At 53.4% G+C, this 22665-nt stretch carries 21 protein-coding genes and 1 pseudogene; 7 read left to right on the top strand and 15 right to left on the bottom strand.

Annotation, left to right across the window (positions count from 1 at the left end):
* Positions 1–112: 112 nt before the first annotated feature.
* Positions 113–1123 (top strand): LacI family DNA-binding transcriptional regulator, encoded by a 1011-nt coding sequence (locus ACOTXR_RS01955; protein ID WP_014884048.1) that lies wholly within the window; start codon positions 113–115, stop codon positions 1121–1123.
* 34 nt (positions 1124–1157) lie between these two features.
* Here ACOTXR_RS01955 and ACOTXR_RS01950 read toward each other — a convergent pair.
* From ACOTXR_RS01950 to pspA, 15 genes and pseudogenes are all read right to left on the bottom strand, one after another.
* Positions 1158–1898, bottom strand: a pseudogene (locus ACOTXR_RS01950) (OmpG family monomeric porin); the annotation flags it as partial.
* A 193-nt stretch (positions 1899–2091) separates the two neighbouring features.
* Entirely contained in the window at positions 2092–3174 is a 1083-nt protein-coding gene (locus ACOTXR_RS01945) for an ABC transporter ATP-binding protein (protein ID WP_200923891.1), read from the bottom strand.
* 3 nt (positions 3175–3177) lie between these two features.
* The gene (gene pgmB / locus ACOTXR_RS01940) at positions 3178–3852 is read right to left on the bottom strand and encodes a beta-phosphoglucomutase (protein ID WP_045268225.1); all 675 of its coding nucleotides are present in this window, start codon (positions 3850–3852) and stop codon (positions 3178–3180) included.
* Complete coding sequence (locus ACOTXR_RS01935) at positions 3842–6121, bottom strand: glycoside hydrolase family 65 protein (RefSeq protein ID WP_058689967.1); 2280 nt, start codon at positions 6119–6121, stop codon at positions 3842–3844. The genes pgmB and ACOTXR_RS01935 overlap by 11 nt, the downstream gene beginning before the upstream one ends.
* Positions 6115–7173, bottom strand: coding sequence for a Gfo/Idh/MocA family protein (locus ACOTXR_RS01930; protein ID WP_086527826.1), 1059 nt, complete (start codon positions 7171–7173; stop codon positions 6115–6117). The genes ACOTXR_RS01935 and ACOTXR_RS01930 overlap by 7 nt, the downstream gene beginning before the upstream one ends.
* An 11-nt stretch (positions 7174–7184) precedes the next feature.
* Positions 7185–7973 carry a sugar phosphate isomerase/epimerase family protein gene (locus ACOTXR_RS01925; RefSeq protein ID WP_058689906.1) on the bottom strand — a complete coding sequence of 263 codons (789 nt, stop codon included), beginning with the start codon at positions 7971–7973 and terminating at the stop codon, positions 7185–7187.
* 17 nt (positions 7974–7990) lie between these two features.
* Positions 7991–9043, bottom strand: coding sequence for a zinc-dependent alcohol dehydrogenase (locus ACOTXR_RS01920; protein WP_058689905.1), 1053 nt, complete (start codon positions 9041–9043; stop codon positions 7991–7993).
* Between the two features lie 29 nt (positions 9044–9072).
* Positions 9073–9915, bottom strand: a complete 843-nt coding sequence (locus ACOTXR_RS01915; RefSeq protein WP_014884056.1) for a carbohydrate ABC transporter permease — start codon at positions 9913–9915, stop codon at positions 9073–9075.
* A complete protein-coding gene (locus ACOTXR_RS01910) occupies positions 9902–10783 on the bottom strand; it encodes a carbohydrate ABC transporter permease (RefSeq protein ID WP_014884057.1) in 882 nt (293 codons plus the stop codon). Before ACOTXR_RS01910 ends, ACOTXR_RS01915 begins: the two co-directional genes overlap by 14 nt.
* Positions 10784–10805: 22 nt before the next feature.
* Positions 10806–12098, bottom strand: a complete 1293-nt coding sequence (locus tag ACOTXR_RS01905; protein WP_200923890.1) for an ABC transporter substrate-binding protein — start codon at positions 12096–12098, stop codon at positions 10806–10808.
* A 14-nt stretch (positions 12099–12112) separates the two neighbouring features.
* Positions 12113–13810 carry a sugar phosphorylase gene (locus ACOTXR_RS01900; RefSeq protein ID WP_058689904.1) on the bottom strand — a complete coding sequence of 566 codons (1698 nt, stop codon included), beginning with the start codon at positions 13808–13810 and terminating at the stop codon, positions 12113–12115.
* Between the two features lie 195 nt (positions 13811–14005).
* Entirely contained in the window at positions 14006–14230 is a 225-nt protein-coding gene (gene pspD / locus ACOTXR_RS01895; protein WP_014884060.1) for a phage shock protein PspD, read from the bottom strand.
* A 12-nt stretch (positions 14231–14242) separates the two neighbouring features.
* On the bottom strand, positions 14243–14602 hold the full coding sequence (gene pspC, locus ACOTXR_RS01890; RefSeq protein WP_014884061.1) for an envelope stress response membrane protein PspC: 360 nt from the start codon (positions 14600–14602) through the stop codon (positions 14243–14245).
* Complete coding sequence (gene pspB, locus ACOTXR_RS01885; RefSeq protein WP_014884062.1) at positions 14602–14826, bottom strand: envelope stress response membrane protein PspB; 225 nt, start codon at positions 14824–14826, stop codon at positions 14602–14604. The genes pspC and pspB overlap by 1 nt, the downstream gene beginning before the upstream one ends.
* Positions 14827–14879: 53 nt before the next feature.
* A complete protein-coding gene (pspA, locus tag ACOTXR_RS01880) occupies positions 14880–15548 on the bottom strand; it encodes a phage shock protein PspA (RefSeq protein ID WP_058689903.1) in 669 nt (222 codons plus the stop codon).
* Positions 15549–15715: 167 nt separating this feature from the next.
* Here pspA and pspF point away from each other — a divergent pair, with 167 nt between their 5' ends.
* The 6 genes from pspF to sapF all read left to right on the top strand — a co-directional run bounded on the left by pspF (position 15716) and on the right by sapF (position 22061).
* Positions 15716–16693: a phage shock protein operon transcriptional activator gene (gene pspF, locus ACOTXR_RS01875; RefSeq protein WP_023330538.1), complete on the top strand. Its 978-nt coding sequence runs from the start codon at positions 15716–15718 to the stop codon at positions 16691–16693.
* Positions 16694–16781: 88 nt separating this feature from the next.
* On the top strand, positions 16782–18422 hold the full coding sequence (gene sapA, locus ACOTXR_RS01870; protein WP_014884065.1) for an ABC transporter substrate-binding protein SapA: 1641 nt from the start codon (positions 16782–16784) through the stop codon (positions 18420–18422).
* Positions 18419–19384: a putrescine export ABC transporter permease SapB gene (sapB, locus tag ACOTXR_RS01865; RefSeq protein WP_014884066.1), complete on the top strand. Its 966-nt coding sequence runs from the start codon at positions 18419–18421 to the stop codon at positions 19382–19384. The genes sapA and sapB overlap by 4 nt, the downstream gene beginning before the upstream one ends.
* Positions 19371–20261 (top strand): putrescine export ABC transporter permease SapC, encoded by an 891-nt coding sequence (gene sapC, locus ACOTXR_RS01860; protein WP_014884067.1) that lies wholly within the window; start codon positions 19371–19373, stop codon positions 20259–20261. The genes sapB and sapC overlap by 14 nt, the downstream gene beginning before the upstream one ends.
* Entirely contained in the window at positions 20261–21253 is a 993-nt protein-coding gene (gene sapD / locus ACOTXR_RS01855; RefSeq protein WP_014884068.1) for a putrescine export ABC transporter ATP-binding protein SapD, read from the top strand. The genes sapC and sapD overlap by 1 nt, the downstream gene beginning before the upstream one ends.
* A gap of 1 nt (position 21254) precedes the next feature.
* On the top strand, positions 21255–22061 hold the full coding sequence (sapF, locus tag ACOTXR_RS01850) for a putrescine export ABC transporter ATP-binding protein SapF (RefSeq protein WP_014884069.1): 807 nt from the start codon (positions 21255–21257) through the stop codon (positions 22059–22061).
* Positions 22062–22665: the final 604 nt, after the last annotated feature.

Raw genomic sequence — 22665 nt, 5'->3', positions numbered from 1 at the left:
AATACAATAAATGGGGGCAGATCGTTGATTATCAATTCTTATTTATTGCTATTGCCGTTTTCTCTCCAGTAAGATGAGCGGCATTGCTGTCAGTCCGGAGTGAGTAAGGTGTATGTCACCCACCATCTATGATATCGCACGGGTTGCGGGCGTATCGAAATCAACCGTATCCCGCGTTCTGAATAAACAAACGAATATATCCCCCGAAGCACGTGATAAAGTGCTGAAGGCGATAGACGAATTAAATTATCAGCCCAACAAACTGGCCCGCGCACTGACCTCTTCTGGCTTCGATGCCATTATGGTTATTTCGACCCGCTCGACCAAAACCACAGCCGGTAACCCTTTTTTCTCTGATGTTCTTCATGCGATTACAACAAAAGCGGAAGAAGAAGGTTTTGACGTTATTTTGCAAACATCCAAAAGCAGCGAAGACGATCTGCTGAAATGTGTGAGCAAAATAAAGCAGAAAATGATCAAAGGCGTCATCATGCTGAGTTCACCGGCAAATGAATCTTTTTTCAGCACGCTGGATGCGTATGGCGTACCCGTCGTCGTCATTGGCAAAGTGGAAGGTGATTATCAGAATATCTATTCCGTCGATACGGATAATTTTAATGACAGCGCCACGCTGACGGATAACTTCATTAAAAATGGGCGACGGAAAATTGCCTGTCTGCATGCACCGCTTGATTACCACGTTTCAATTGATCGTCTGGCGGGCTATAAAGCCAGTCTGGCAAAACATAATATTGCTATTCATTCCGACTGGATCATGGATGGTGGTTATACCCACGAGAGTGCACTCGCTGCGGCGATTACATTATTATCCTCGCCAGTTCCTCCTGATGCGGTATTCGCCACCGACAGCATGAAGTTGCTAAGCCTCTATCGTGCTGCGGATGAGTTAAATCTGATGATCCCTGAGCAGGTCGTGATAGCCGGATACAGCGACCCGATGCTCTCTCTCATTCTTACGCCAGCGCCAGGTGGGTTTGACATCCCCACTCGCAAGCTGGGTGAAGAGAGTTGCGATCTGCTCTTCAGGCGCATTGGTGGTCAACCTGCCCCGCAAAAAGTGCTTGTCGACACCCACTTTGTGTTAGCGGCTTCTCTGCGCTAACACCAGGGGCGAATAGCCCCTGGTGAGTGATGTATCAGAACGCGTAATTCACACCCACGCCCGCATAGTGGAAGCGGTCGTTCTCGCCCTCGTCGTGGTTTTCCCATTCATACGCATATTCCAGCGTCATGGATAAACCGTTGTTGAAGTCGTAGGCATACAGCATGCCCAGGCGGTTGAAATCATGCCCTTCACGCTCAGGATCGTCCTGCCAGTCCCAGTTTGACCAGCGATCGAGCCCCAGGCGGGTGTAAGGCGTTAAGGTTGTCTGGCCCAACGAAACAGGCAGATAGGCGCGAATTTCCTGCGTGGAAAACTCGCCGTTATTACGTGAGCTGTCCATATTGAAACCGCGCTCTAAATAGTAATTTACTTTTGCGGAGACGGTTTCATTGATAGTCCAGGTAAAGCCCGTTTCGGTCTCAACACGGCTGTCAGCATAACCGGTTTTTTCCAGATCGTTAGCAAACTGATACATGGCAAGCCAGCCACTAAAGCGCCAGTCATCGGTTAATTTAATATCCCAGTCTGGCTGGACTTTGTAGCGCTGCATATTTGCGCTGCCGTCTTTGGCACCGTGCTCATCTTTAAAGTGATAACCATAATTACGGAAGCCGCCGGTCAGACCAAAAGTAAAATCATCGGTTCCAATAAAGCGATAGCGTAATTCAAATTCCGGACGGTCAAAATAGGTTCCGCGCGTCATGCTGCTGTAATCAACGGGCCCTTCCTGATACATCGCCAGAGAAATTGTCCAGGCATCCCAGGTCGCATTAAGGAGGGTGCGAATAAGTACCCTCCGCAACGAAAATGAAACTTTTAGTCAATTAAATTCAATCACTTACATAGGCGTTTTTTTGCGTTTGGTGACTTATTCGCACCTTCCTTAGTAGAGTACTCATGAGATATTCCCTTTCTAATTAACCAACAAAAAAACCGGAAATTTGCATTTCCGGCAAACATCTTTCTTATCTAATAGCCGCTTCTGTATCAGCGTCGAAGAAATGGCACTTATTCATATCGAACTGGATGCCAATATTATCTCCGGCGACGTAGTCATTCGCTGCACCTGCACGGACAACCAGTTCATGCCCCCCTACGGTGGCATAAAGCATAAATTCAGCGCCGGTCAGTTCAGCCACGCTGACTTTCGCCGTGATGTCTTCTCCGCTGCTCTGCAGGGTAAGAATGTCTTCCGGACGGATACCGAAGACGACCGCTTTACGCTGGTAACCTTGCGCATTCAGTTCGGCCAGCTTGTCTTCAGGGATCTCCAGACGCAACGTTTCCGTTACGAAATAACGATCGTCGATAGCACCCCGAATGAAGTTCATCGCCGGTGAGCCAATGAACCCTGCGACAAACATATTGGCCGGCTCGTTGTACACCTGCTTCGGCGCCCCGACCTGCTGAATAATGCCGTCTTTTAAGATCACGATGCGGATGGCCATCGTCATGGCTTCCGTCTGGTCGTGGGTAACATAAATCATGGTGGTATTAAGCTTCTGGTGCAGCTTGCTGATTTCAGCACGCATCTGCACGCGAAGCTTGGCATCAAGGTTGGACAGCGGTTCATCCATCAGGAAGACACCGGCTTCACGCACGATCGCCCGGCCTAACGCCACGCGCTGGCGCTGGCCACCGGACAGTGCGCCTGGCTTACGCTTGAGATAATCACGTAACCCCAAAATCTGCGCCGCCCAGTTAACACGCTCCTCAATCACCGCAGGCGCTATTTTTTGCATTTTCAGGCCAAACGCCATGTTGTCGTAGACCGTCATATGCGGGTAAAGCGCGTAGTTCTGGAAGACCATCGCGATATCGCGAGATTTAGCGGGGACATCATTCATGCAGACCCCGTCAATGATCAGCTCACCGGCGCTGATCTCCTCCAGCCCGGCAATCATGCGCAGGGTCGTGGATTTACCACATCCCGATGGACCAACGAACACAATGAATTCTTTGTCTTCTATTTCGAGGTTGAAATCTTTAACCACATGGACCTGGTTATCGTAGATTTTCTGAATATGTTTTAGAGACAGTTGAGCCATAATTTATTCCTTATCAATACGCCGGGTTGCCCAGAATTCAGTCAGGCATGTCCAGGTCAGTTCCTGCGTTGAATGAAGTTGTAATCCTGCATGGTTAAGGCCAGGCCCAATCCCTACCGACAACATCCCTGCGGCGTTGATTGCCTGAACGCCCGCAGCGGCATCTTCAATGCCGATAGCCTCTTCAGGACGTACATCCAGACCGGCACAGGCGGCGAGAAAGATCTCCGGGTCTGGCTTTGAGTGACGAATGCGGGAAGCATCCGCGCAAAAATCAAATGCCTGATGAATGCCCAGCGCGTGCAAAATCCCCGGGGCATTGAGCGATACGGACGCGAGCCCAATTTTGACTTTCGCTGCACGGATATCCGCCAGCACGTCTCGAATCCCCGGAAGCAGCGAATCCTGCGTCAGCGATGCCAGCGACTGGACATAACGCGCGTTTTTTTTCGTCGCAAGCGCAAGGCACTGCTCATCGCTAAACATCCCCTCTTTTCCGCCATGCTTCAGAATGCGCAGAAGAGAATCCATACGGCTTATTCCCTTCAGCTGTTCGTTAAAGACTTCGTCGAAGGTGATGCCAATTTCCTCCGCCACGGCTCGCCAGGCCAGAAAGTGGAGGTGTGCGGTATCGGTGATCACACCGTCCAGATCGAATACAACAGCCTTAAGCACCATGGTGCCCCTCCGTGGTAGCGGTCCCATCTTCAGATGCAAGAAAGTCCTTACGGGTGATAACTTTTCGCGCCGACACATGTAGCGTTTTGCCCCACAGCGTTAGCGTGGCAGGTGCGGTCGTTTCAATGGTTAACACCTCGTTTTCATAGGTGAAATGCAGGGTTGCGTTGCGCCACCGCAGTGGGAATGCCAGTTTCTGCCAGTGAGCAGGCAGTTTCGGCGCAAGATGCAGTTCCCCTTCGATAATTTGTAGGCCAGCAAACCCCTGAACCGCGCCAGACCAAATCGCTCCGGTGGCGGCAGCATGTATCCCTTCATCACTGCTGTGCGGATCGTCACCCAAATCAATGCCGATGCCATCACGCCAGAAGGCATAGGCCCCCTGCGTGTCACCGCATCGCGCGAGAACAATCCCGTGAATGGCTTTGCTCAATGACGAATCATGGATCGTGCGTGGCTCATAGAACGCCAGATTGGCGGCACACTGCTGCGGCGTAAACCGTTCCGGCAGCAGGTAGTTAAGCATTACCACATCGGCCTGCTTCAGGATCTGCATCTCGTTCACTTCCGCACGGGAATAATCGAGCAGAATCGTCTGCTTACCCGCTTTGGCTTTATAGCGGGTCAGATCAATGGCAGGTTTTGACATAAAGGAGTCATCCTGCGGGATCACACCCTCTGCATCGGCCTCTGGCAGCCATAAGCGCGCCAGGAACTGCGTGGCATTCTCCGTAAAACGCGCATCTTCACGCCCAAACATCGCCATAAACTGACGGGCACAGGCAACGTTGTGCCAGGCCAGATAGTTGGTGTAGGCATTGTTATTCACATGCTCGGTGTATTCGTCCGGCCCTATTACGTCATGGATTTCGAGACGACCATTGATTTCCGTTGCGCGTCCCATCCAGAACGAGGCGGTTTCCATCAGCAGCGTCAGACCCTCATTACGCATAAAGGCATCATCATGTGTCGCCTGCCAGTAAGCGACGACGGCCCAGGCGATATCTGCCACGATGTGATGCTCAGCAAGCGCGGAGGCCACCTTCTGGCGTATCCCGGTACGGATGTTGATCGCCGCGAACTCTGGCGTTTCTTCCTCCCCACTCGCCGCGCTTTCCCATGGGAACAACGCGCCGGGCCAGCCGTTACGACGGGCTTTCTCCCGGGCGCCAGCGAGATTAAGCCAGCGATAACGCAGCAGGCTGCGGGCAATCTGCGGGTGGGTAAAGAGATGGAAAGGCAGCAGGAATATTTCGGTATCCCAGAATACGTGGCCTTTATACCCCTCTCCCGTCAGCCCTTTCGCGGCGATACTGCTTCGCTCGTCATGGGCAGGCGTCATCGTGGTCAGGTGCCAGACCGCATAATCCAGCGCCATCTGATCCTGAGGTTCCGCCGACGTCACTTCCACCCGAGCGTCGCGCCACAGGGCTTTCCAGGCATACGCTGAACTCTCGAGCAAGGCGTCGTAACCCCTTGCCGCACAGACTTTGAGATCGGCCAGCGCGTTGCGAGCGAAAGACTCCTGCGACAGCGCTTTGTCACTGCGATGTGTCACCCAGACGATTTTTTCAAGCGTGACAGTGTCACCCTGCGCAATTGTCAGGGAATGGTGCACACTGAGACGACGATTTTTGGCGGTGAAACAGCTGTCGCTCTTCGTTGAGAGCTGACAAAACGCCGAAACGACGACGTCTGACGTCCGGTCCTGCGTTTCATACACGCCCTGCATGTAATGCTGGTCAAAAACTCTGACCGAGATTTCATCCAGATGCTGTCTGCCGCTGTTCGTTTGCGTTGCATCAATACCGGTTTTCAGCACGGCCTGCGTGGCAGCATCAAGAGGCGTGATCGAAAGCTGCATGGCCACCAGAGGCAATTGGTCCAGCGACACAAAACGACGGCTTTCCAGCCGATAGCGGTTCCCGTCGGGTGAACGCCAGATAACGCGACGATGCAGCTCGCCGTTGGCAAAGGCCAGCTCGCGCTGCCACTCCAGAATCTCTCCTGCAAGGAGGGTGAAATTGACGCCATCCAGCTCAACATCAATGCCCGTGATATCGGGCAGATTGACGAGCTCGGTGGTTTCGTTGCGTCCCGCACGGTGATACAGACCCGCAAGGTACATGCCTCTGGTTTGCAGGGTGTAATCTTCTTCATGCGCAGCGCGAATGCCCATGTAGCCATTGCCGCAGGCCATAACAGAGGCGTATTTATTCAGGCTGTGAGGACAAAAGCCCGGATCGGTTAAGACAGACACGTTCAGCATAATGTCACGCATTCCCCTGTTTCTGCTGATTCATAAAGCGCGGCGACAAGCTGCTGAATAACCAGGCCCTGTTCTGCATCCGCGATCATGACGGGCTCTCCCTGCACATGGCGTACGAAGGCATCCATACTGCGTAAATGTCGCTGGTCATCAGCCTCTTCACGCTGCGCGAGGGTGACTAACGCCCCGGCTTCGTCGTTATAGATGTGCGCCGGGAACAGCGTTGCTCCCGCTTTTTCGCCGCAGAAAGCGACATTCATGATGGACTGCTCGCGGATGTTAAGCGCAAAGGAGGTGTCCAGACGCAGAATGCCGCCGTTACAGAATTCAATCGTGCCAAACAGGGCATCCTCAACGGTATATTGCGTAGGATCCCACTCGCCAAACTGGCCGGTGCTTTTGCGGTTTCCCAGCCTCTGAAAGCTGTGCGCGGTCACACGCTTTACCGCAGGGAAACCCAGGACATACATGGCGGCATCAAGCATATGAATGCCGATATCAATCAGCGGTCCACCACCCTGTAATGATTTATTGGTAAACACGCCCCACCCCGGCACACCGCACCGCCGCACCGCCTGCGCCGATGTGAAGTAAACTTCACCGAGCGTGCCATTCATTACCGCCTCTCGCAGTTGCTGGGTATCCAGGGCAAAGCGGTGGTGAAAATCATAGGCCAGCACTTTGCCTGCTTTACGCGCCGCGATGCGCATCTGGTCGGCCTGTTGCGGCGTCATCGCCGGGGGTTTTTCACACATCACATGACACCCCGCTTCGAGGGCCGCCATCACATGTTCAAAATGGAACCGGTTAGGCGAACAGACGCTCACCACGTCCGGCTTCACCGTTTGCAACATCTCGTGAGCGTCCTGCCATGCCGATGGAATAGCATAACGTTCCGCGAACGCCTGTGCCTGCTCAAGGCGGCTGTCCATGACAGCCACCATGTGAACATCACTGCGCGTGGCGTAATACGAGGCATGCACTTTGTCCGCGACCTGCCCGGCGCCAATAATGGCGACGCGCAGAGGCGAAGGTGTAGTAGCACTCATCACGCTCGTCATCCTTAGCATTCACGCAAATAAGTGAGTGAGTCCTGATAAGCCTGAGCCGGATTGTCGGCGCGAACGCGGCACTCATACACCACATAACCCTGGTAGTTATCGGCACGCAGCTGATCGAACAGGCTTGCGAAATCGAGGCTGCCGCTGCCCGGTTGATAGCGGTGGTTATCAGCAATATGCACATGCCCCAGCAGATCGCGGTTCTGATGCAACGCATCCGTCAGCGAGTCTTCTTCAATGTTCATATGATAGAAATCACCGATGATCTGCACGTGCTTGAGATCGTTCTCTTCGATATAACGACGCGCGTCTGCCAGGGTATTGATCATATGATCCTGATAACGGTTCAGCGGTTCCAGGTAGACGGTCGTACCGGTGCGTGCAGCAACCTCATCCAGCCAGCGCAGCGACGCGCTTACCGCTTTGCGGTCGCCGTCCAGGCTGCGTGGGGAGGTCATTGGCGGCAAACGGAAGGTAAACATTCCCCAGGCCGCAGGCACGATAATGCCCTTTCCACCCACTTCAGCCAGGGCTTGCAGAATGCGTTCGATCTGCTGCAGCCCGTTGAGACGACGCTCTTCGATAAAGTCACCGATCCAGCCATCGTATCCGCCACATGCCGTCGTCACCGACAGACCCGTGGCTTTGATAGCCGCTTTCACTTCGTCGAGGTTTTCGACCAGCAGTTTGCCGTCAATTTCGTAGCCATCAAAACCCATCGCTTTGATGTACTCGAACTTTTCCATGATGTTAGTTGGGAAAAAGGCCTGGTTTTGCGTTGCGATTTTCATGATTTGCTGTCCTTAGCTTAAAAAGTGACGCCCATTTTGATACTGAGTTCCGGATGCTGATCGACATACTTCATGTAGCTTTCCGGGCTGGTGGTGAAGGTCACGACCGGGTCAATCAGATCGTCGCAGTTGAGATAACCGTTCATCAGCAATTCCCAGCAGGTCTCTTCGATACGCTTGCGGCTCCAGCGCGGGTAGTCCGGGTTGGGTTCGCTGCAGGCGCGGGAGAAAACAATCTTCGCGTTATTGAAGTGTGCTTCGCGGCCGAGGTTGAAACCCGCGGCAAATGGCTTAGCGAACGCAACGTAGGAGATGGTGCCGCCGTAGGCAAGTCCACGCAGCGCAGACTGCAGTGCATCCGCAAAACCGCTGGTCTCGATGATCACGTCCGCGCCCTGCTTGCCGGTCAGCTTTTTAATTTCCAGACCCACATCGGTACCGATTGGGTTCAGACAGTGATCTGCGCCATGACGGCGAGCGATCTCACAGCGGTGCTCGATAGGATCGACACCGATGACCACTGACGCACCGGCTTTTTTTGCCAGCTGAATGGCAATCTGTCCGATGGCACCCAGACCGACCACCACCACAAAGTCGCCTACACGGACATTGGCATCACGCACGCCGCTCATGGCGAACTGCGCCGGATCGTAGCAAACAGCGTTTTTCCAGGATGCGCCCTGCGGCATTTTGCGCAGCTTGTAGTTGTTAACCGCATTGACAATGACCGTCTCCTGCAGCGGACCATAGCAACAGACGCTGTCGCCTGGCCGGTATTCCGTTACGTCAGCACCGCATTCAATAATGTCGCCGACGATCATATTCCCCAGCTGGAACTTACCGAATTCGATTCCGCGCGCAGCGCCCTCTTCACGCGGCGTAAACATCTGCCACTCCGCGTTGAACTCTTCATCAATAAACGGGCTTGCCGCACGGAAATCCACAACTTCGGTACCGTGTTTTGGTGCACCAAAACGGGCACGAATTTTCAATTCATGTGCTTCCACAGCACGATCTTCATATTCCACGAGCGCCGCCACGCGAGGCGCTGTCGCAACTAACTTTTTCATAACTTGCTCCTGATAAAAAATTGGCCGCCTCAGCCCTTAACGCCACCGGCGGTCAAACCACTTTTAATAAAACGTTCAGAAAGTGCGTACATGATGACCACCGGAAGCGCCGTCACCAGCGATGCCGCCATCATGCGACCCCAGATATAATCTGGTGTGCTAAAGAGCGTGTTCAGCCCGACCGGCAGCGTAAAGTTGCTGGCGCTGGACAGGAAAATGGAGGCAAACAGGTAGTCGTTCCATGCCACCATGAAGCAGTAAACAAACACCGACACGAGTCCGGAAATCGCCAGCGGCACGGTAATGCGGAAGATAATTTGCAGGCGGTTCAGGCCATCCATCATCGCGGCCTCTTCTATTTCGTCCGGGATGGTGTCGAAATAGCTGCGCAGCATGAATACCGCCGTAGGCAATGTCTGGGTCACCATGGTGATGATCAGCGCCAGTTCCGTGTCATAAATGCCGAGCGCGGTGATGATCTTGAACAGCGGCACCACCAGCAAAATCCCGGAGAACATATAGACGGTGTAGAAGCTCGCATTGATCGTCGTGCGTCCTTTAAAACGCAGTTTCGACAAGGCGTAAGCCCCCAGCGTGCCAAGGAACACCGCAATCACCGACGAGGTCAGCGATACCACCATGCTGTTGCGGAAGTAATCCACAAACGGGAAGATCAGCGGGTTAAAGATGTCGACATAATGCTGAAGCGTCCACGCCTGCGGCAAAATAGTCGGGTGCAGCGATATAGCCTCTTTCGCGCTCTTAAACGACGTCATCAGCATCACGAAGAACGGGAACAGCGTGATGATCAGAAATACCGCCAGCCCCAGATAAAAACCAATACGGCTAAGTACGCGTTTATTTGTTGCCATTGAGGTTTACCCTTTTTCTGGTCAGCAGAATCACAGCGAAGATGATCACAAACAGCACTACAGAAATCGCTGCTGCTTTACCCAAGTCATTGAATGCGAATGCGGTTTTATAGAGATAGACGCCTAAAATATCGACCTTCGTGGTCAGCAGGTAGACATCCGCAAACATGTAGAACATCCAGATGGTTCGCAGCGTCACCACCGTTGCCAGCACTGGCATGATGGCGGGCAACGTCACGATACGAAAACGCTGCCAGGCGTTAGCCCCGTCCATCTCAGCCGCTTCGTACAACGATTTGTCGATGGTCTGCAAAATCGCCAGGAATGAAATGAAGGCGTACGGGAAGTAGCGCCAGATGGCGAACAGCACGACCAACACAAAGCTACTGCCGGGGTTGTCGAACCACAGCGGCGCCTGGTCATAAAGATGCAGCAGATCAACGCCCAGGTAGTTCACAATGCCGTAGCCGTTGTTGAACATATATTTCCAGGCAAACACCAGGGAAATAGACGGCGTCACGTAGGATAAAATCACCAGTGAACGTGCCGTTTTGCGCATCCGAAATTCGCGATTAAAGAAGATCGCCACGGCCAGCCCCAGCCCGGTGCTGCCCATCACCACCAGCGCCGTGTACCAGAACGTCATCCACAGCGAGTGCCAGAATGCCGCATCACTGAGGATGCGAATATAATTGTCCAGCCCAACAAACACAGCGCTAATGCGCGGGTTAAGCGGCAGTCGTAAGAAACTGATTTCAATATTGGAAATCATTGGCCAGGCCACCAGGCCCCCCAGCAAAATCAGGCTGGGGGCCAACAGCAGCATGGCGAAAGGCATATCTGATCGACCAGAAAACAACGTCTTCATAATTTCCTTCCGCAAAGCGCTCCTATCGTTGTGAAATCAGGTCAGCCAGTCGCTTCTGGCTATTGCTGAGCGTGGCGCTGAGATCTTGTTTACCCACCGTGACGTTATGCACCATGGAACTGATAATGCCGGACCCGGTGACATCGCCCATGCGGGTAAAGTTCTTGTCGCCCACAGCGCCAAACACCTGCACATTTGGGAACTGAGCAATCAGCTCATAAGGCAGTTGCCCAAACGCTTTAATGACCTCGTTGTTTTTCCAGGTATCCGTACCGACCACCAGCTTGTTCACCGTTAGCGCCGCACCAGGTGACATCATGACCCAGTCGGTTGCGTTTTGAGCCTGCTCCATCCACGTCACAAACTTTTCAGCCGCCTGCGTTTCACCTTCAGATTGCCCCGTGGTGATCGTCAGCGATGTGATCATGCCGTAGACTGCCGAGGTCTTTTCCGTAGGGACCACGAAGCCAAGATTGGCAGGGTTTCCATCATGGAATACCGCAGGCAGGATGTAGGTGGAATAAACCGCCATCGGTGCGGAACCGTTCATGAAGGCATCTTTGATCTCCATGACGTCGTTCGAGCCCGGCATGGTGGTCGCGGCCAGCGCTTTATAAAAAGAGAGCGCTTTCGCCATCTCAGGGGTATCGATTTCGACGTTCCCGTTGGCATCAAAAACGTTCGCGCCGCCGGAAAGTGCAAACTGGGAGAATGCCTGCTCGGTCATGACGCTTTCCGCGGTAGGCAGCGCAATGCCGTAATGTTTTTTGGCCGGGTCGTTAAGTTTCTCACTGGCCTTCAGCAGTTGTTCCCAGTTGTGGGGCTCCTCAATACCCGCAGCAGCCAGCACATCTTTGTGATACCAGACGCCGGACAGCCAGGCACTCATTGGCACGCCCGTCCAGGCGGTACCGTCTTCGGTACGGACTACGCGCAGGATCCCGTCATAGAATGTGTTTTCGCCTACCGCTTTAATGGCTTCGCCAATCGCCTTGCGATCCAGCAGCTGTTCCTTATCCATGACTTTTGCGTAATCATGGCTGACTTCAATCACCTCAGGCAGCGCCCCGGTTCTCGCGAGCGTAATCACCTTGGTGTTGTAGGCGTCTTCTTCCACCGGCACCTGTTTCACCGTGATGCCAGGGTTCTCTTTTTCAAATTTCTCGATCAGTTTCGTAATAACCGCCTGACGCTCCTGCTCTACTGAAGAGTGCATAAACTCAATGGTCACAGCAGACGTTTTATCATCCTTACAGCCTGATAACAGGGCGCACGAAACCAGTGCTGATAACAGCACAATTTTGGGCATTTTCATTTAAGGGTCCTTTTTTAGTTTTCTTTAATCCACATAACCTGCCATGGATTGAGGGTCAGTTCCGTACCGTCAATAGCCTGTCCTGATAGCAATTCCACACCGGAAAGTACTTTCTCGTAAACGGTATGAACGTTATGACTAAAATTAAATAGCGCGGTAATTCTTTCACCATTATCAGCCACGCGAACAATTTTAAGAATCTGTTCATCAAGTGATTCAAACATTGCCTGAGCATCAGGATGAAATGCGCGTTCCCCACGACGAATAGCAATAAACTCGCTTAAACGGGAATAGATTTTATGGCGAATACTTTGTTTATTATTGAGCTCAAGGTCAACCTGACCGGCGGTGTATTTCTTGCGGTTTATCGCGCGGTTATAGCCGAGGCGTTCAACGCCTTCATAATCGTTACGCGAGCCAAGAATGCTTTGAATATATACGGCAGGTACACCCGGGAAACTCAGCAGTACAGCATGCGCCAGAATAAACCGCGCAATACGTTCATCATCCGGGCTGTCTTGCGAGCTTAATGCGTCCAGATAGGTCACATTGATTTCGTAAGGACTGCGCGTTCCGTCAGGATTATTTTTCCAGTTAACCAGCGCCCCTTCCTGCTGAAGTTTTTCAACCAGTGACAGTATTTCTGACTCCGGAAGAATGCCGCGTAACGGGTTCAGGCCGATACCGTCATGAGACGCCAGGAAGTTGAACCAGGTCGTTTTTGTTGAAGGCAGCGCCAGCGACCCCGCCCACTGGCAAAGCGCTTTTACATCCTGACGATGAACAGCATGCAGCACCAGCGGTGGCAAGGAGAACTGATAGACCATCTGGGCTTCATTTTCACCATCACCGAAGTACGAGATATTGTCTTTATGCGGGACGTTTGTCTCGGTAATGATCACCGTGCCGGGTGCCACAGCGTCGGTAATCGCACGGAAAAGCTGGATAAGGCAGTGTGTCTGCTCAATATGGATGCAGCTGGTTCCTGGAATCTTCCACATAAACCCAACGGCGTCGAGGCGAATGTAACGCGCCCCTTCCGCCAGGTAATGGAGCAGTACGTCAACCATCGCAATCAGTACCTGAGGCGAGGCGAAGTTGAGATCGATCTGGTCATCACTGAACGTGGTCCAAAGATGACGCACGCTTCCATCATGCAGCTTAAATGGCGTCAGCAGCGGTAATGCACGAGGCCGCGTCACGGCAGATAAATCAGTTTCAGGATCGACAGAAATAAAGAAATCGTCAAAGCCCGGCTTCTGCGCAAGATAATTAGCAAACCATTCACTTTTTGCTGACATATGGTTGCACACGAAGTCAAACATTAAGCTGGCAGACTGTTTTAATGCAGCAACATCCTGCCAGCTTCCGGTTTCAGGCGCGACGCTGTGGTAATCAATAACGGAAAATCCGTCATCAGAGGACCACGGATAAAAAGGCAAAAGATGGACATGGGAAAACGTGCGGGCAAGCCATTCATTATAAAAGCGGGTAAACACCGGCAACGCTTTCTCCCCTTTCGCGGAGAACTGATCGGCGTAAGTAATCAGGACAACATCTTTTTCATCCCAGCCTGATTTGCGCTTTTCTGTAATATCAATAGCGGCTTGCTCAAGCTTTGATAATAACACGTCTAAATGTGCGTCAGAAAATGATTCACCGTAGATATGATTGATAAGTTTTTTAATTTTTGCGTTCACTTTATTTTCCATGGTAGCGGTCCCACAAGGGGCAATCTACTCCCATGAAAAATATCTGTCAACGAAGCGGGAGGCTGAAAAACGCAATTCCAAAGCGGCTCTGCTCAGTATTGTGAGCTGCCGCAAAGAAAGCACATTAAAGGGAGGGAAATGTTTGAGACGGCGCCAGCCCTTCTCTGGGAAAGTAGGGGCTGACGCGCGTGTGAATTAGCGAGATAAGTAACGGCGCGATAGCCGTTTTGCCACTTTTTGCAGCATTGGTTCGAGCGCTACGGCCAGCAACATTCTGACCGGCTTACGGGCAACAGATTTGATCGCCCAACCCGCCACACCTGCCGGGCCGTAACGTAATGCCGTCATCAGAACCAGCTTACCTGCGATTTTCAGGCCGGGTTTTACCTTATGACCGGCCTGTTGCCAGTTTTGCTTCATATAAATTCTCTCTTAAAGCTGACGAAAACGACTTCTCAGCGTAAAGGTATCCGACGTGACATAACGTTCCATTTCACGTAACCGCTTCTCCCCTGCGGCCAGTTGCTCGTCAACCGCGTTCAGAAGATCGTTACTGGTTGGCGCACTTTCCGCGGCCAGTTCTCCGTCGGGCATGGGATCAAGGACAAACGACAGTACGATGTATGCCACGAACGTGATAAACGCCAGACCGAAGAAAATAGACAGTACCGTCACCACACGAACCAGTTTTACCGGAACGTCAAGATAGTGTGCCAGCCCGGCACAAACGCCGCGCACCATTCCCTGCTGTGGGATTCGCCACAACTTTTTGTTCAGATTCAGTCCGGTCATTAACGATCCCTCCAGTTTGGATGTTCTGCATCCAGGATCGCTTCCAGCGCCTGAATGCGGTCACGCATCTTATTCGCCTGTTCGGTAAGCTGCGCAAGACGTTGCTGTTCACTCTGGGAAAGATCGCCTTGTGAAGAACGGTTGCTGTAGTGCAGCCATAGCCAAATCGGCAAAACAAACAGCACGAAAATCGTCAGGGGAATGGCCAGAAAAAGCGCGCTCATGTGTACTCCTTGTCTTAGGATGCATAGCGGCACGCTCAGGTGCCGCAACAGTATTATTGGTTATCTTGCTTCATTTTGGCTTTCAATGCCGCCAGCTGCTCGCTGATTTCATCGTCCGCTTTCAGGTCGGCAAACTGTTGATCCAGTGACTTTTGCTTCCCGATGCTGTGGCTTTCTGCTTCCGCTTCCATCTGATCGATGCGACGCTCAAAAGACTCAAATCGCGCCATGGCCTCATCCAGCTTGCCGCTGTCCATCTGACGGCGTACGTCGCGGGAAGAGCTTGCCGCCTGATGACGCAGCGACAGCGCCTGCTGACGTGCGCGGGTTTCGCTCAGTTTGTTTTCGAGCTCACCAATCTCTTTTTTCATGCGGGTGAGGGTGTCATCCACCAGCGTAACTTCATGCTCAAGCGTCGCGACCATGTCCGTCAGCTTCTGTTTTTCAATCAGCGCCGCACGAGCCAGATCTTCTTTATCTTTACGCAGCGCGAGTTCCGCTTTTTCCTGCCATTCATTGAGCTGGGCGGTAGCCTGCTCAATCCGGCGCGTTAACTGTTTTTTCTCAGCAAGCGCGCGAGCAGAGGTAGAACGCACTTCAACCAGCGTGTCTTCCATCTCCTGAATCATCAGACGCACCAGCTTCTGCGGGTCTTCCGCCTTTTCCAGCAGTGAGTTGATGTTGGCGTTCACGATGTCGGCAAAACGAGAAAAAATACCCATAATAAAAATCCTCTTATTTCTGTGGTCGGGCAATGCCCTGCTGTTGAGATAATACAATTCCCGTGCCAGTTTTTTATCCTATTGATTTTTCTTGATGTGTTTGATTTATACGCAATGAAGAACTATGCTGACCTGGTGAATATCGCTAAGGAGTGGTTAATTTCATCATGGCTGGATACAAAGACAATTTACTCGGGGAAGCAAACAGCTTTCTGGAGGTGCTGGAACAGGTGTCTCGTCTTGCACCGCTCAACAAGCCGGTGCTGATTATCGGCGAGCGCGGCACGGGTAAGGAACTGATTGCCAACCGCCTGCACTATTTATCCGGACGCTGGGACGGCCCCTTTATCTCGTTAAACTGCGCGGCGCTGAATGAAAACCTGCTCGATACAGAGCTTTTCGGCCACGAAGCAGGCGCCTTTACCGGCGCCCAGAAGCGCCATCCGGGACGGTTTGAGCGCGCCGACGGCGGTACGCTGTTTCTTGATGAACTCGCCACCGCGCCCATGCTGGTGCAGGAAAAACTGCTGCGCGTCATTGAGTATGGCGAACTGGAGCGCGTCGGCGGTAGCCAGCCGCTGCAGGTTAACGTGCGTCTGGTGTGCGCCACCAACGCCAATTTGCCGGAGAGGGTCGCGGAGGAGAAATTCAGGGCCGATCTGCTTGACCGCCTGGCCTTTGACGTTGTTCAGCTTCCCCCCCTGCGCGAGCGAAGAAGTGACATTATGCTGCTCGCAGACCAGTTTGCGATTCAGATGTGCCGCGAGCTCGGCCTGCCTCTGTTCCCCGGCTTCAGCGATTATGCAAAGGAGACGCTACTGGCCTATCACTGGCCGGGAAATATTCGCGAACTGAAAAACGTCGTGGAGCGCTCTGTCTACCGCCACGGCAGCAGCGAGGCGGAACTGGATAACATCATTATCGATCCTTTTCAGCGTCATGCGCCGCCGGTCACCGCCCCCTCATCGTCTGACCACGCCCCCGCCCTCCCTCTTGATTTACGTCAGTTCCAGCACGACCAGGAACAACAATTGCTGGAGCAAAGCCTGAAGACGGCGAAATATAACCAGAAACGGGCGGCTGAACTCCTGGGTCTGACCTACCATCAGTTACGGGCATTGCTCAAAAAGCATCAAATGCGCTGACAATATCGGCACTTACCCGCAGACATTTTTACGAAGCAGGCGTAAGTGCGATACACTTTGCAGATCGAACCTAAAAACCTTAAAAATTATGCGTCTGGTTTTATCGTCCTTTTTTGCACTCGGTCTGTTCAGCAGCATGGCTTTTGCCGCGCCGGGGCAGACTTCGCAGCCTGACATCCGTGACAGTGGCTTCGTCTATTGCGTGAGCGGCCAGGTGGATACCTTCAACCCGCAAAAAGCGGGCAGCGGCCTGATTGTCGATACGCTTGCCGCGCAATTGTATGACCGTCTACTTGATGTCGACCCGTACACCTACCGTCTGGTCCCTGAGCTTGCGGAAAGCTGGGAAGTGCTGGACAACGGTGCAACCTACCGCTTCCACCTGCGCAATGATGTCGCGTTTCAGCGCACGCCGTGGTTTACCCCCACGCGCAAGCTGAATGCGGACGATGTGGTCTTTACCTTCCAGCGGATCTTTAATCGCAATCATCCGTGGCATAACGTCAATGGAGATCATTTCCCTTACTTCGACAGTCTGCAGTTTGCCGACACGGTTAAGAGCGTGCGTAAGCTGGATAACCGAACGGTTGAATTTACGCTAACGCGCCCGGATGCCTCCTTCCTCTGGCATCTGGCGACCCACTATGCGTCCGTCATGTCTGCTGAATATGCGTCGCAGCTTGCGAAAAAAGATCGCCAGGAGTTGCTCGATCGCCAGCCGGTGGGCACCGGTCCGTTCCAGCTGGCGGAATACCGTGCGGGGCAATATATCCGCCTGCAGCGTCATGAACATTTCTGGCGCGGCACGCCGCTGATGCCGCAGGTGGTGGTTGACCTTGGCTCCGGCGGAACGGGACGTCTCTCAAAACTGCTCACCGGGGAATGTGATGTGCTCGCCTGGCCTGCCGCCAGCCAGCTCACTATTTTGCGTGACGATCCGCGTCTGCGTCTGACGCTACGCCCGGGAATGAACATCGCTTATCTGGCCTTTAACACGGATAAGCCGCCGTTGAACAACCCTGCCGTCCGTCATGCCCTGGCGCTGGCGATTAACAACCAGCGTCTGATGCAGTCGATCTACTACGGCACGGCGGAAACCGCGGCCTCTATTTTACCGCGCGCCTCGTGGGCCTACGACGGTGAAGCTAAAATTACGGAATACAATCCGGCAAAAGCACGCGAACAACTGAAAGCGCTGGGCGCGGAAAACCTCACCCTCCAGCTTTGGGTGCCGACCAGTTCCCAGGCATGGAACCCGAGCCCGCTGAAAACGGCCGAACTGTTGCAGGCAGATATGGCACAGGTGGGCGTCAAGGTGATCATCGTGCCGGTTGAGGGCCGTTTCCAGGAGGCGCGCCTGATGGATATGAATCACGATCTCACGCTGACCGGCTGGGCTACCGACAGTAACGACCCGGACAGTTTTTTCCGGCCGCTGCTGAGCTGTGCGGCGATCAACTCGCAGACCAACTACGCTCACTGGTGTAACCGGGAGTTTGACGCCGTGCTGCAAAAAGCGCTCTCTTCCCAACAGTTGGCCTCACGCATCGATGCTTATGATGAAGCGCAGAAAATCCTCGCCGAGGAGTTGCCCGTGCTGCCGCTGGCCTCTTCCCTGCGTCTCCAGGCCTATCGCTATGATATTAAAGGTCTGGTGCTGAGTCCGTTCGGCAATGCCTCGTTCGCGGGCGTCTCGCGCGAAAAAGAACAAGAGGTGAAAAAACCATGATTATTTTTACCTTGCGCCGACTCCTGCTGCTGCTGGTGACGCTCTTTCTGCTGACCTTTGTCGGTTTCAGCCTGAGCTATTTTACGCCGCACGCCCCGCTTCAGGGCTCATCGTTGTGGGATGCCTGGCTGTTCTGGTTTAACGGTCTGCTGCACTGGGATTTCGGGGTGTCCAGCATCAACGGGCAGCTTATCTCCGACCAGTTGAAAGAGGTTTTTCCGGCCACGATGGAGCTGTGCATTCTGGCCTTCGGTTTTGCCCTGATGGTGGGGATCCCCGTGGGTATGCTGGCCGGGATCTATCGCAACAAATGGCAGGATAAGTTCATCAGCGCCCTCGCCCTGTTAGGCTTCTCCATCCCGGTATTCTGGCTGGCGCTGCTGTTAACGCTCTTCTTCTCGCTGACGATGGGCTGGCTACCGGTCTCGGGTCGCTTCGACCTGCTCTATACGGTGAAATCGGTGACGGGTTTTGCCATTATTGACGCCTGGCTGTCCGATTCAGTGTGGCGTCATGAGATGATCGTCAGCGCCGTGCGCCATATGGTGTTGCCGGTACTGACGCTGGCCGTCGCCCCGACCACGGAAGTGATTCGCCTGATGCGCCTGAGCACCATCGAGGTGTTTGACCAGAACTATGTCAAAGCCGCCGCCACGCGGGGTTTGTCACGCCTGACCATTCTGCGCCGCAACGTTCTCCATAACGCGCTACCGCCGGTGATTCCGCGTCTGGGGCTGCAGTTCTCCACCATGCTCACTCTGGCGATGATCACCGAGATGGTCTTTAGCTGGCCAGGGCTGGGACGATGGATGATCAACGCGATTCGCCAGCAGGACTACGCCGCTATTTCAGCGGGTGTGATGGTGATTGGTTCGCTGGTGATTATTGTTAACGTGTTGTCCGATATTTTGGGTGCGATGGCTAACCCGTTGAAGCATAAGGAATGGTATGCCTTACGATAACGTATACAGTGAAAAGCGCACACCCGGTGCGCTGCGTACCGTGTGGCGTAAGTTCTATGGTGACACCACGGCGATGATCGGCCTTTATGGCTGCGCCGGGCTGGTATTACTCTGCCTCTTTGGCTCGTGGTTTGCCCCGTATGGCATTGACCAGCAGTTCCTCGGCTATCAGCTTCTGCCGCCTTCCTGGTCACGCTACGGCGAAGTCTCTTTCTTCCTCGGCACTGACGACCTCGGACGTGACGTATTGAGTCGCCTGTTAAGCGGCGCTGCCCCGACGGTGGGTGGCGCATTTGTGGTCACGCTTGCGGCGACAGTCTGTGGACTGGCGCTCGGTATTTTTGCGGGATCCACGCATGGCCTGCGTTCGGCGGTACTGAACCACATTCTGGACACCCTGCTGTCGATTCCGTCTCTGCTGCTGGCGATCATTGTGGTTGCTTTTGCCGGACCGCATCTGTCGCATGCGATGTTTGCCGTCTGGCTGGCAATCCTGCCCCGCATCGTGCGCTCGGTTTACAGCATGGTGCATGACGAGCTGGAAAAAGAGTATGTCGTCGCCGCCCGTCTGGACGGCGCGACCACCTTCAACATCCTGTGGTTTGCCGTTCTGCCGAATATCGCCGCCGGGCTGGTCACCGAGATCACCCGTGCGCTGTCGATGGCGATTCTCGATATTGCTGCGCTCGGCTTCCTCGACCTTGGCGCCCAGTTGCCGTCACCTGAATGGGGCGCAATGCTCGGTGACGCGCTGGAGTTAATCTACGTGGCACCGTGGACAGTCATGCTGCCGGGGGCGGCGATTATGGTGAGCGTGTTGCTGATCAACCTGCTGGGCGACGGTATTCGCCGTGCAATTAACGCGGGGGTGCAATAATGCCACTTCTTGATATCCGCAACCTCACCATCGAATTCAAAACCGGTGAAGGCTGGGTTAAGGCCGTCGATCGCATCAGTATCACGCTTGCAGAGGGTGAAATTCGCGGGCTGGTGGGTGAATCTGGCTCAGGGAAAAGCCTGATCGCCAAAGCTATCTGCGGCGTGGCGAAAGACAACTGGCGCGTGACCGCCGACCGTATGCGCTTCGACGACATTGACCTGCTGCGCCTCTCCCCGCGCGAGCGGCGTAAGCTGGTTGGCCACAACGTCTCGATGATCTTCCAGGAGCCGCAATCCTGTCTCGATCCGTCCGAGCGCGTGGGTAAACAGCTCATGCAGAACATCCCCGGCTGGACCTATAAAGGCCGCTGGTGGCAGCGTTTCGGCTGGCGTAAACGTCGCGCCATCGAACTGTTGCACCGCGTCGGGATCAAAGATCATAAAGACGCGATGCGCAGCTTCCCGTATGAGCTTACCGACGGTGAATGTCAGAAAGTGATGATTGCTATCGCGCTGGCTAATCAGCCGCGCTTGCTGATTGCGGATGAACCCACTAACGCGATGGAGCCGACCACGCAGGCGCAAATTTTCCGCCTGCTGTCACGTCTGAACCAGAACAACAACACCACCATTTTGCTGATCAGCCATGACCTGCAGATGTTAAGCAAATGGGCGGACAAAATTGATGTGATGTACTGCGGGCAAACGGTCGAAACCGCCCCCAGCGAAGACCTGATCAACGCCCCGCATCATCCGTATACGCAGGCGCTTATCCGGGCTATTCCTGATTTTGGCAGTGCCATGCCGCACAAGAGCCGCCTGAATACCTTGCCAGGGGCGATTCCGCTGCTGGAATCCTTACCGATAGGCTGCCGTCTTGGGCCTCGTTGCCCGTATGCTCAGCGTAAATGTATTGAGACACCACGCCTGACCGGCGCCAAAAATCATCTTTACGCCTGTCATTTCCCGCTGAACATGGAGAGAGAGTGAAATGGTCGAAACCTTACTGGAAGTCCGCAACTTGAGTAAGACCTTTCGCTATCGTACGGGGCTGTTTCATCGTCAGACTGTCGAGGCGGTAAAGCCGCTAAGTTTTACCCTGCGTGAAAAACAGACGCTGGCGATTATTGGCGAAAACGGTTCCGGGAAATCGACGCTGGCGAAAATGCTTGCCGGCATGGTAGAGCCTACCGCTGGAGAAGTGTTGATTGACGATCATCCTCTGGCGTTTGGGGATTACTCTTTCCGCAGCCAGCGTATCCGCATGATCTTCCAGGATCCGTCAACCTCGCTCAATCCTCGCCAGCGTATTTCGCAGATTCTGGATTTTCCTCTGCGTTTGAACACCGAGCTGGAGCCCGAGGCGCGACGAAAGCGCGTCTTTGAAACCCTGCGCATGGTGGGACTGTTACCGGATCACGAAAGCTACTATCCGCATATGCTGGCCCCCGGCCAGAAACAGCGCCTGGGTCTGGCGCGCGCATTGATTTTGCGCCCGAAGGTAATCATTGCCGACGAAGCGCTTGCCTCGCTGGATATGTCGATGCGTTCGCAACTGATTAACCTGATGCTGGAGTTGCAGGAAAAACAAGGTATCTCCTATATCTACGTTACCCAACATCTCGGAATGATGAAGCACATCAGCGACCAGGTGATGGTGATGCACCAGGGGGAAGTTGTCGAACGTGGCAGCACAGCGGATGTCATGGCCTCTCCGCTTCATGAGCTGACGAAACGACTGATTGCCGGTCATTTCGGTGAAGCGCTGACCGCCGATGCGTGGAGAAAGGACCGCTAAGCACAACGGTAACCCCCCCGCTAAATCAAGGATTAAATAACCTGCGTACGTTATTTAATCCTTTTAAATTTCGTCTCCATCCTTGCTCCATATTTTACGCAATATCCATCAACAGTTCTTCTCCAGAATATCAGGACATTACGGAGGAGAAAAAATGATCACCGCCACTTATGTTCTAAAATACACAGAGTATCTCATCAGAAAATGTCGTTCATTTTTAATGACGGACCTGCACTTCCATACTGTGAGGCTCAGGAGAACAACCGGGAAAACCCCTGACATTAAATCACCCTCGACGTTGAGTGAAAAAATATGCCATCGTCTGGTCTATGGAAGGTGCGAATAAGTCACCAAACGCAAAAAAACGCCTATGTAAGTGATTGAATTTAATTGACTAAAAGTTTCATTTTCGTTGCGGAGGGTACTTATTCGCACCCTCCCTAAGCTAGGACAAATATGGCATTTATCGCCAGCAAGCACATTTAATCTGCCGCTGAAACTCACGGGTCGGGCCAGGTGAGTTTAAATATTGAGGGCACTGTTGCAAATAGTCGGTGGTGATAAACTTATCATCCCCTTTTGCTGATGGAGCTGCACATGAACC

The sequence above is a fragment of the Enterobacter cloacae complex sp. IR53030 genome, assembly GCF_049238365.1.
GTDB lineage: Bacteria > Pseudomonadota > Gammaproteobacteria > Enterobacterales > Enterobacteriaceae > Enterobacter > Enterobacter kobei.
This window is presented reverse-complemented; position numbering and strand designations above follow the sequence as displayed.

Coding starts and splice junctions, on each gene's coding strand:
- sapB (WP_014884066.1), top strand. CDS start 18,419: ATGATTATTTTTACCTTGCGCCGACTCCTGCTGCTGCTGGTGACGCTC.
- sapC (WP_014884067.1), top strand. CDS start 19,371: ATGCCTTACGATAACGTATACAGTGAAAAGCGCACACCCGGTGCGCTG.
- pspB (WP_014884062.1), bottom strand. CDS start 14,826: ATGAGCGCGCTTTTTCTGGCCATTCCCCTGACGATTTTCGTGCTGTTT.
- ACOTXR_RS01905 (WP_200923890.1), bottom strand. CDS start 12,098: ATGAAAATGCCCAAAATTGTGCTGTTATCAGCACTGGTTTCGTGCGCC.
- pspF (WP_023330538.1), top strand. CDS start 15,716: ATGGCTGGATACAAAGACAATTTACTCGGGGAAGCAAACAGCTTTCTG.
- pspC (WP_014884061.1), bottom strand. CDS start 14,602: ATGACCGGACTGAATCTGAACAAAAAGTTGTGGCGAATCCCACAGCAG.
- ACOTXR_RS01955 (WP_014884048.1), top strand. CDS start 113: ATGTCACCCACCATCTATGATATCGCACGGGTTGCGGGCGTATCGAAA.
- ACOTXR_RS01910 (WP_014884057.1), bottom strand. CDS start 10,783: ATGAAGACGTTGTTTTCTGGTCGATCAGATATGCCTTTCGCCATGCTG.
- pgmB (WP_045268225.1), bottom strand. CDS start 3,852: ATGGTGCTTAAGGCTGTTGTATTCGATCTGGACGGTGTGATCACCGAT.
- sapF (WP_014884069.1), top strand. CDS start 21,255: ATGGTCGAAACCTTACTGGAAGTCCGCAACTTGAGTAAGACCTTTCGC.
- pspD (WP_014884060.1), bottom strand. CDS start 14,230: ATGAAGCAAAACTGGCAACAGGCCGGTCATAAGGTAAAACCCGGCCTG.
- ACOTXR_RS01945 (WP_200923891.1), bottom strand. CDS start 3,174: ATGGCTCAACTGTCTCTAAAACATATTCAGAAAATCTACGATAACCAG.
- ACOTXR_RS01935 (WP_058689967.1), bottom strand. CDS start 6,121: ATGCTGAACGTGTCTGTCTTAACCGATCCGGGCTTTTGTCCTCACAGC.
- ACOTXR_RS01920 (WP_058689905.1), bottom strand. CDS start 9,043: ATGAAAAAGTTAGTTGCGACAGCGCCTCGCGTGGCGGCGCTCGTGGAA.
- sapD (WP_014884068.1), top strand. CDS start 20,261: ATGCCACTTCTTGATATCCGCAACCTCACCATCGAATTCAAAACCGGT.
- pspA (WP_058689903.1), bottom strand. CDS start 15,548: ATGGGTATTTTTTCTCGTTTTGCCGACATCGTGAACGCCAACATCAAC.
- ACOTXR_RS01925 (WP_058689906.1), bottom strand. CDS start 7,973: ATGAAAATCGCAACGCAAAACCAGGCCTTTTTCCCAACTAACATCATG.
- sapA (WP_014884065.1), top strand. CDS start 16,782: ATGCGTCTGGTTTTATCGTCCTTTTTTGCACTCGGTCTGTTCAGCAGC.
- ACOTXR_RS01915 (WP_014884056.1), bottom strand. CDS start 9,915: ATGGCAACAAATAAACGCGTACTTAGCCGTATTGGTTTTTATCTGGGG.
- ACOTXR_RS01900 (WP_058689904.1), bottom strand. CDS start 13,810: ATGGAAAATAAAGTGAACGCAAAAATTAAAAAACTTATCAATCATATC.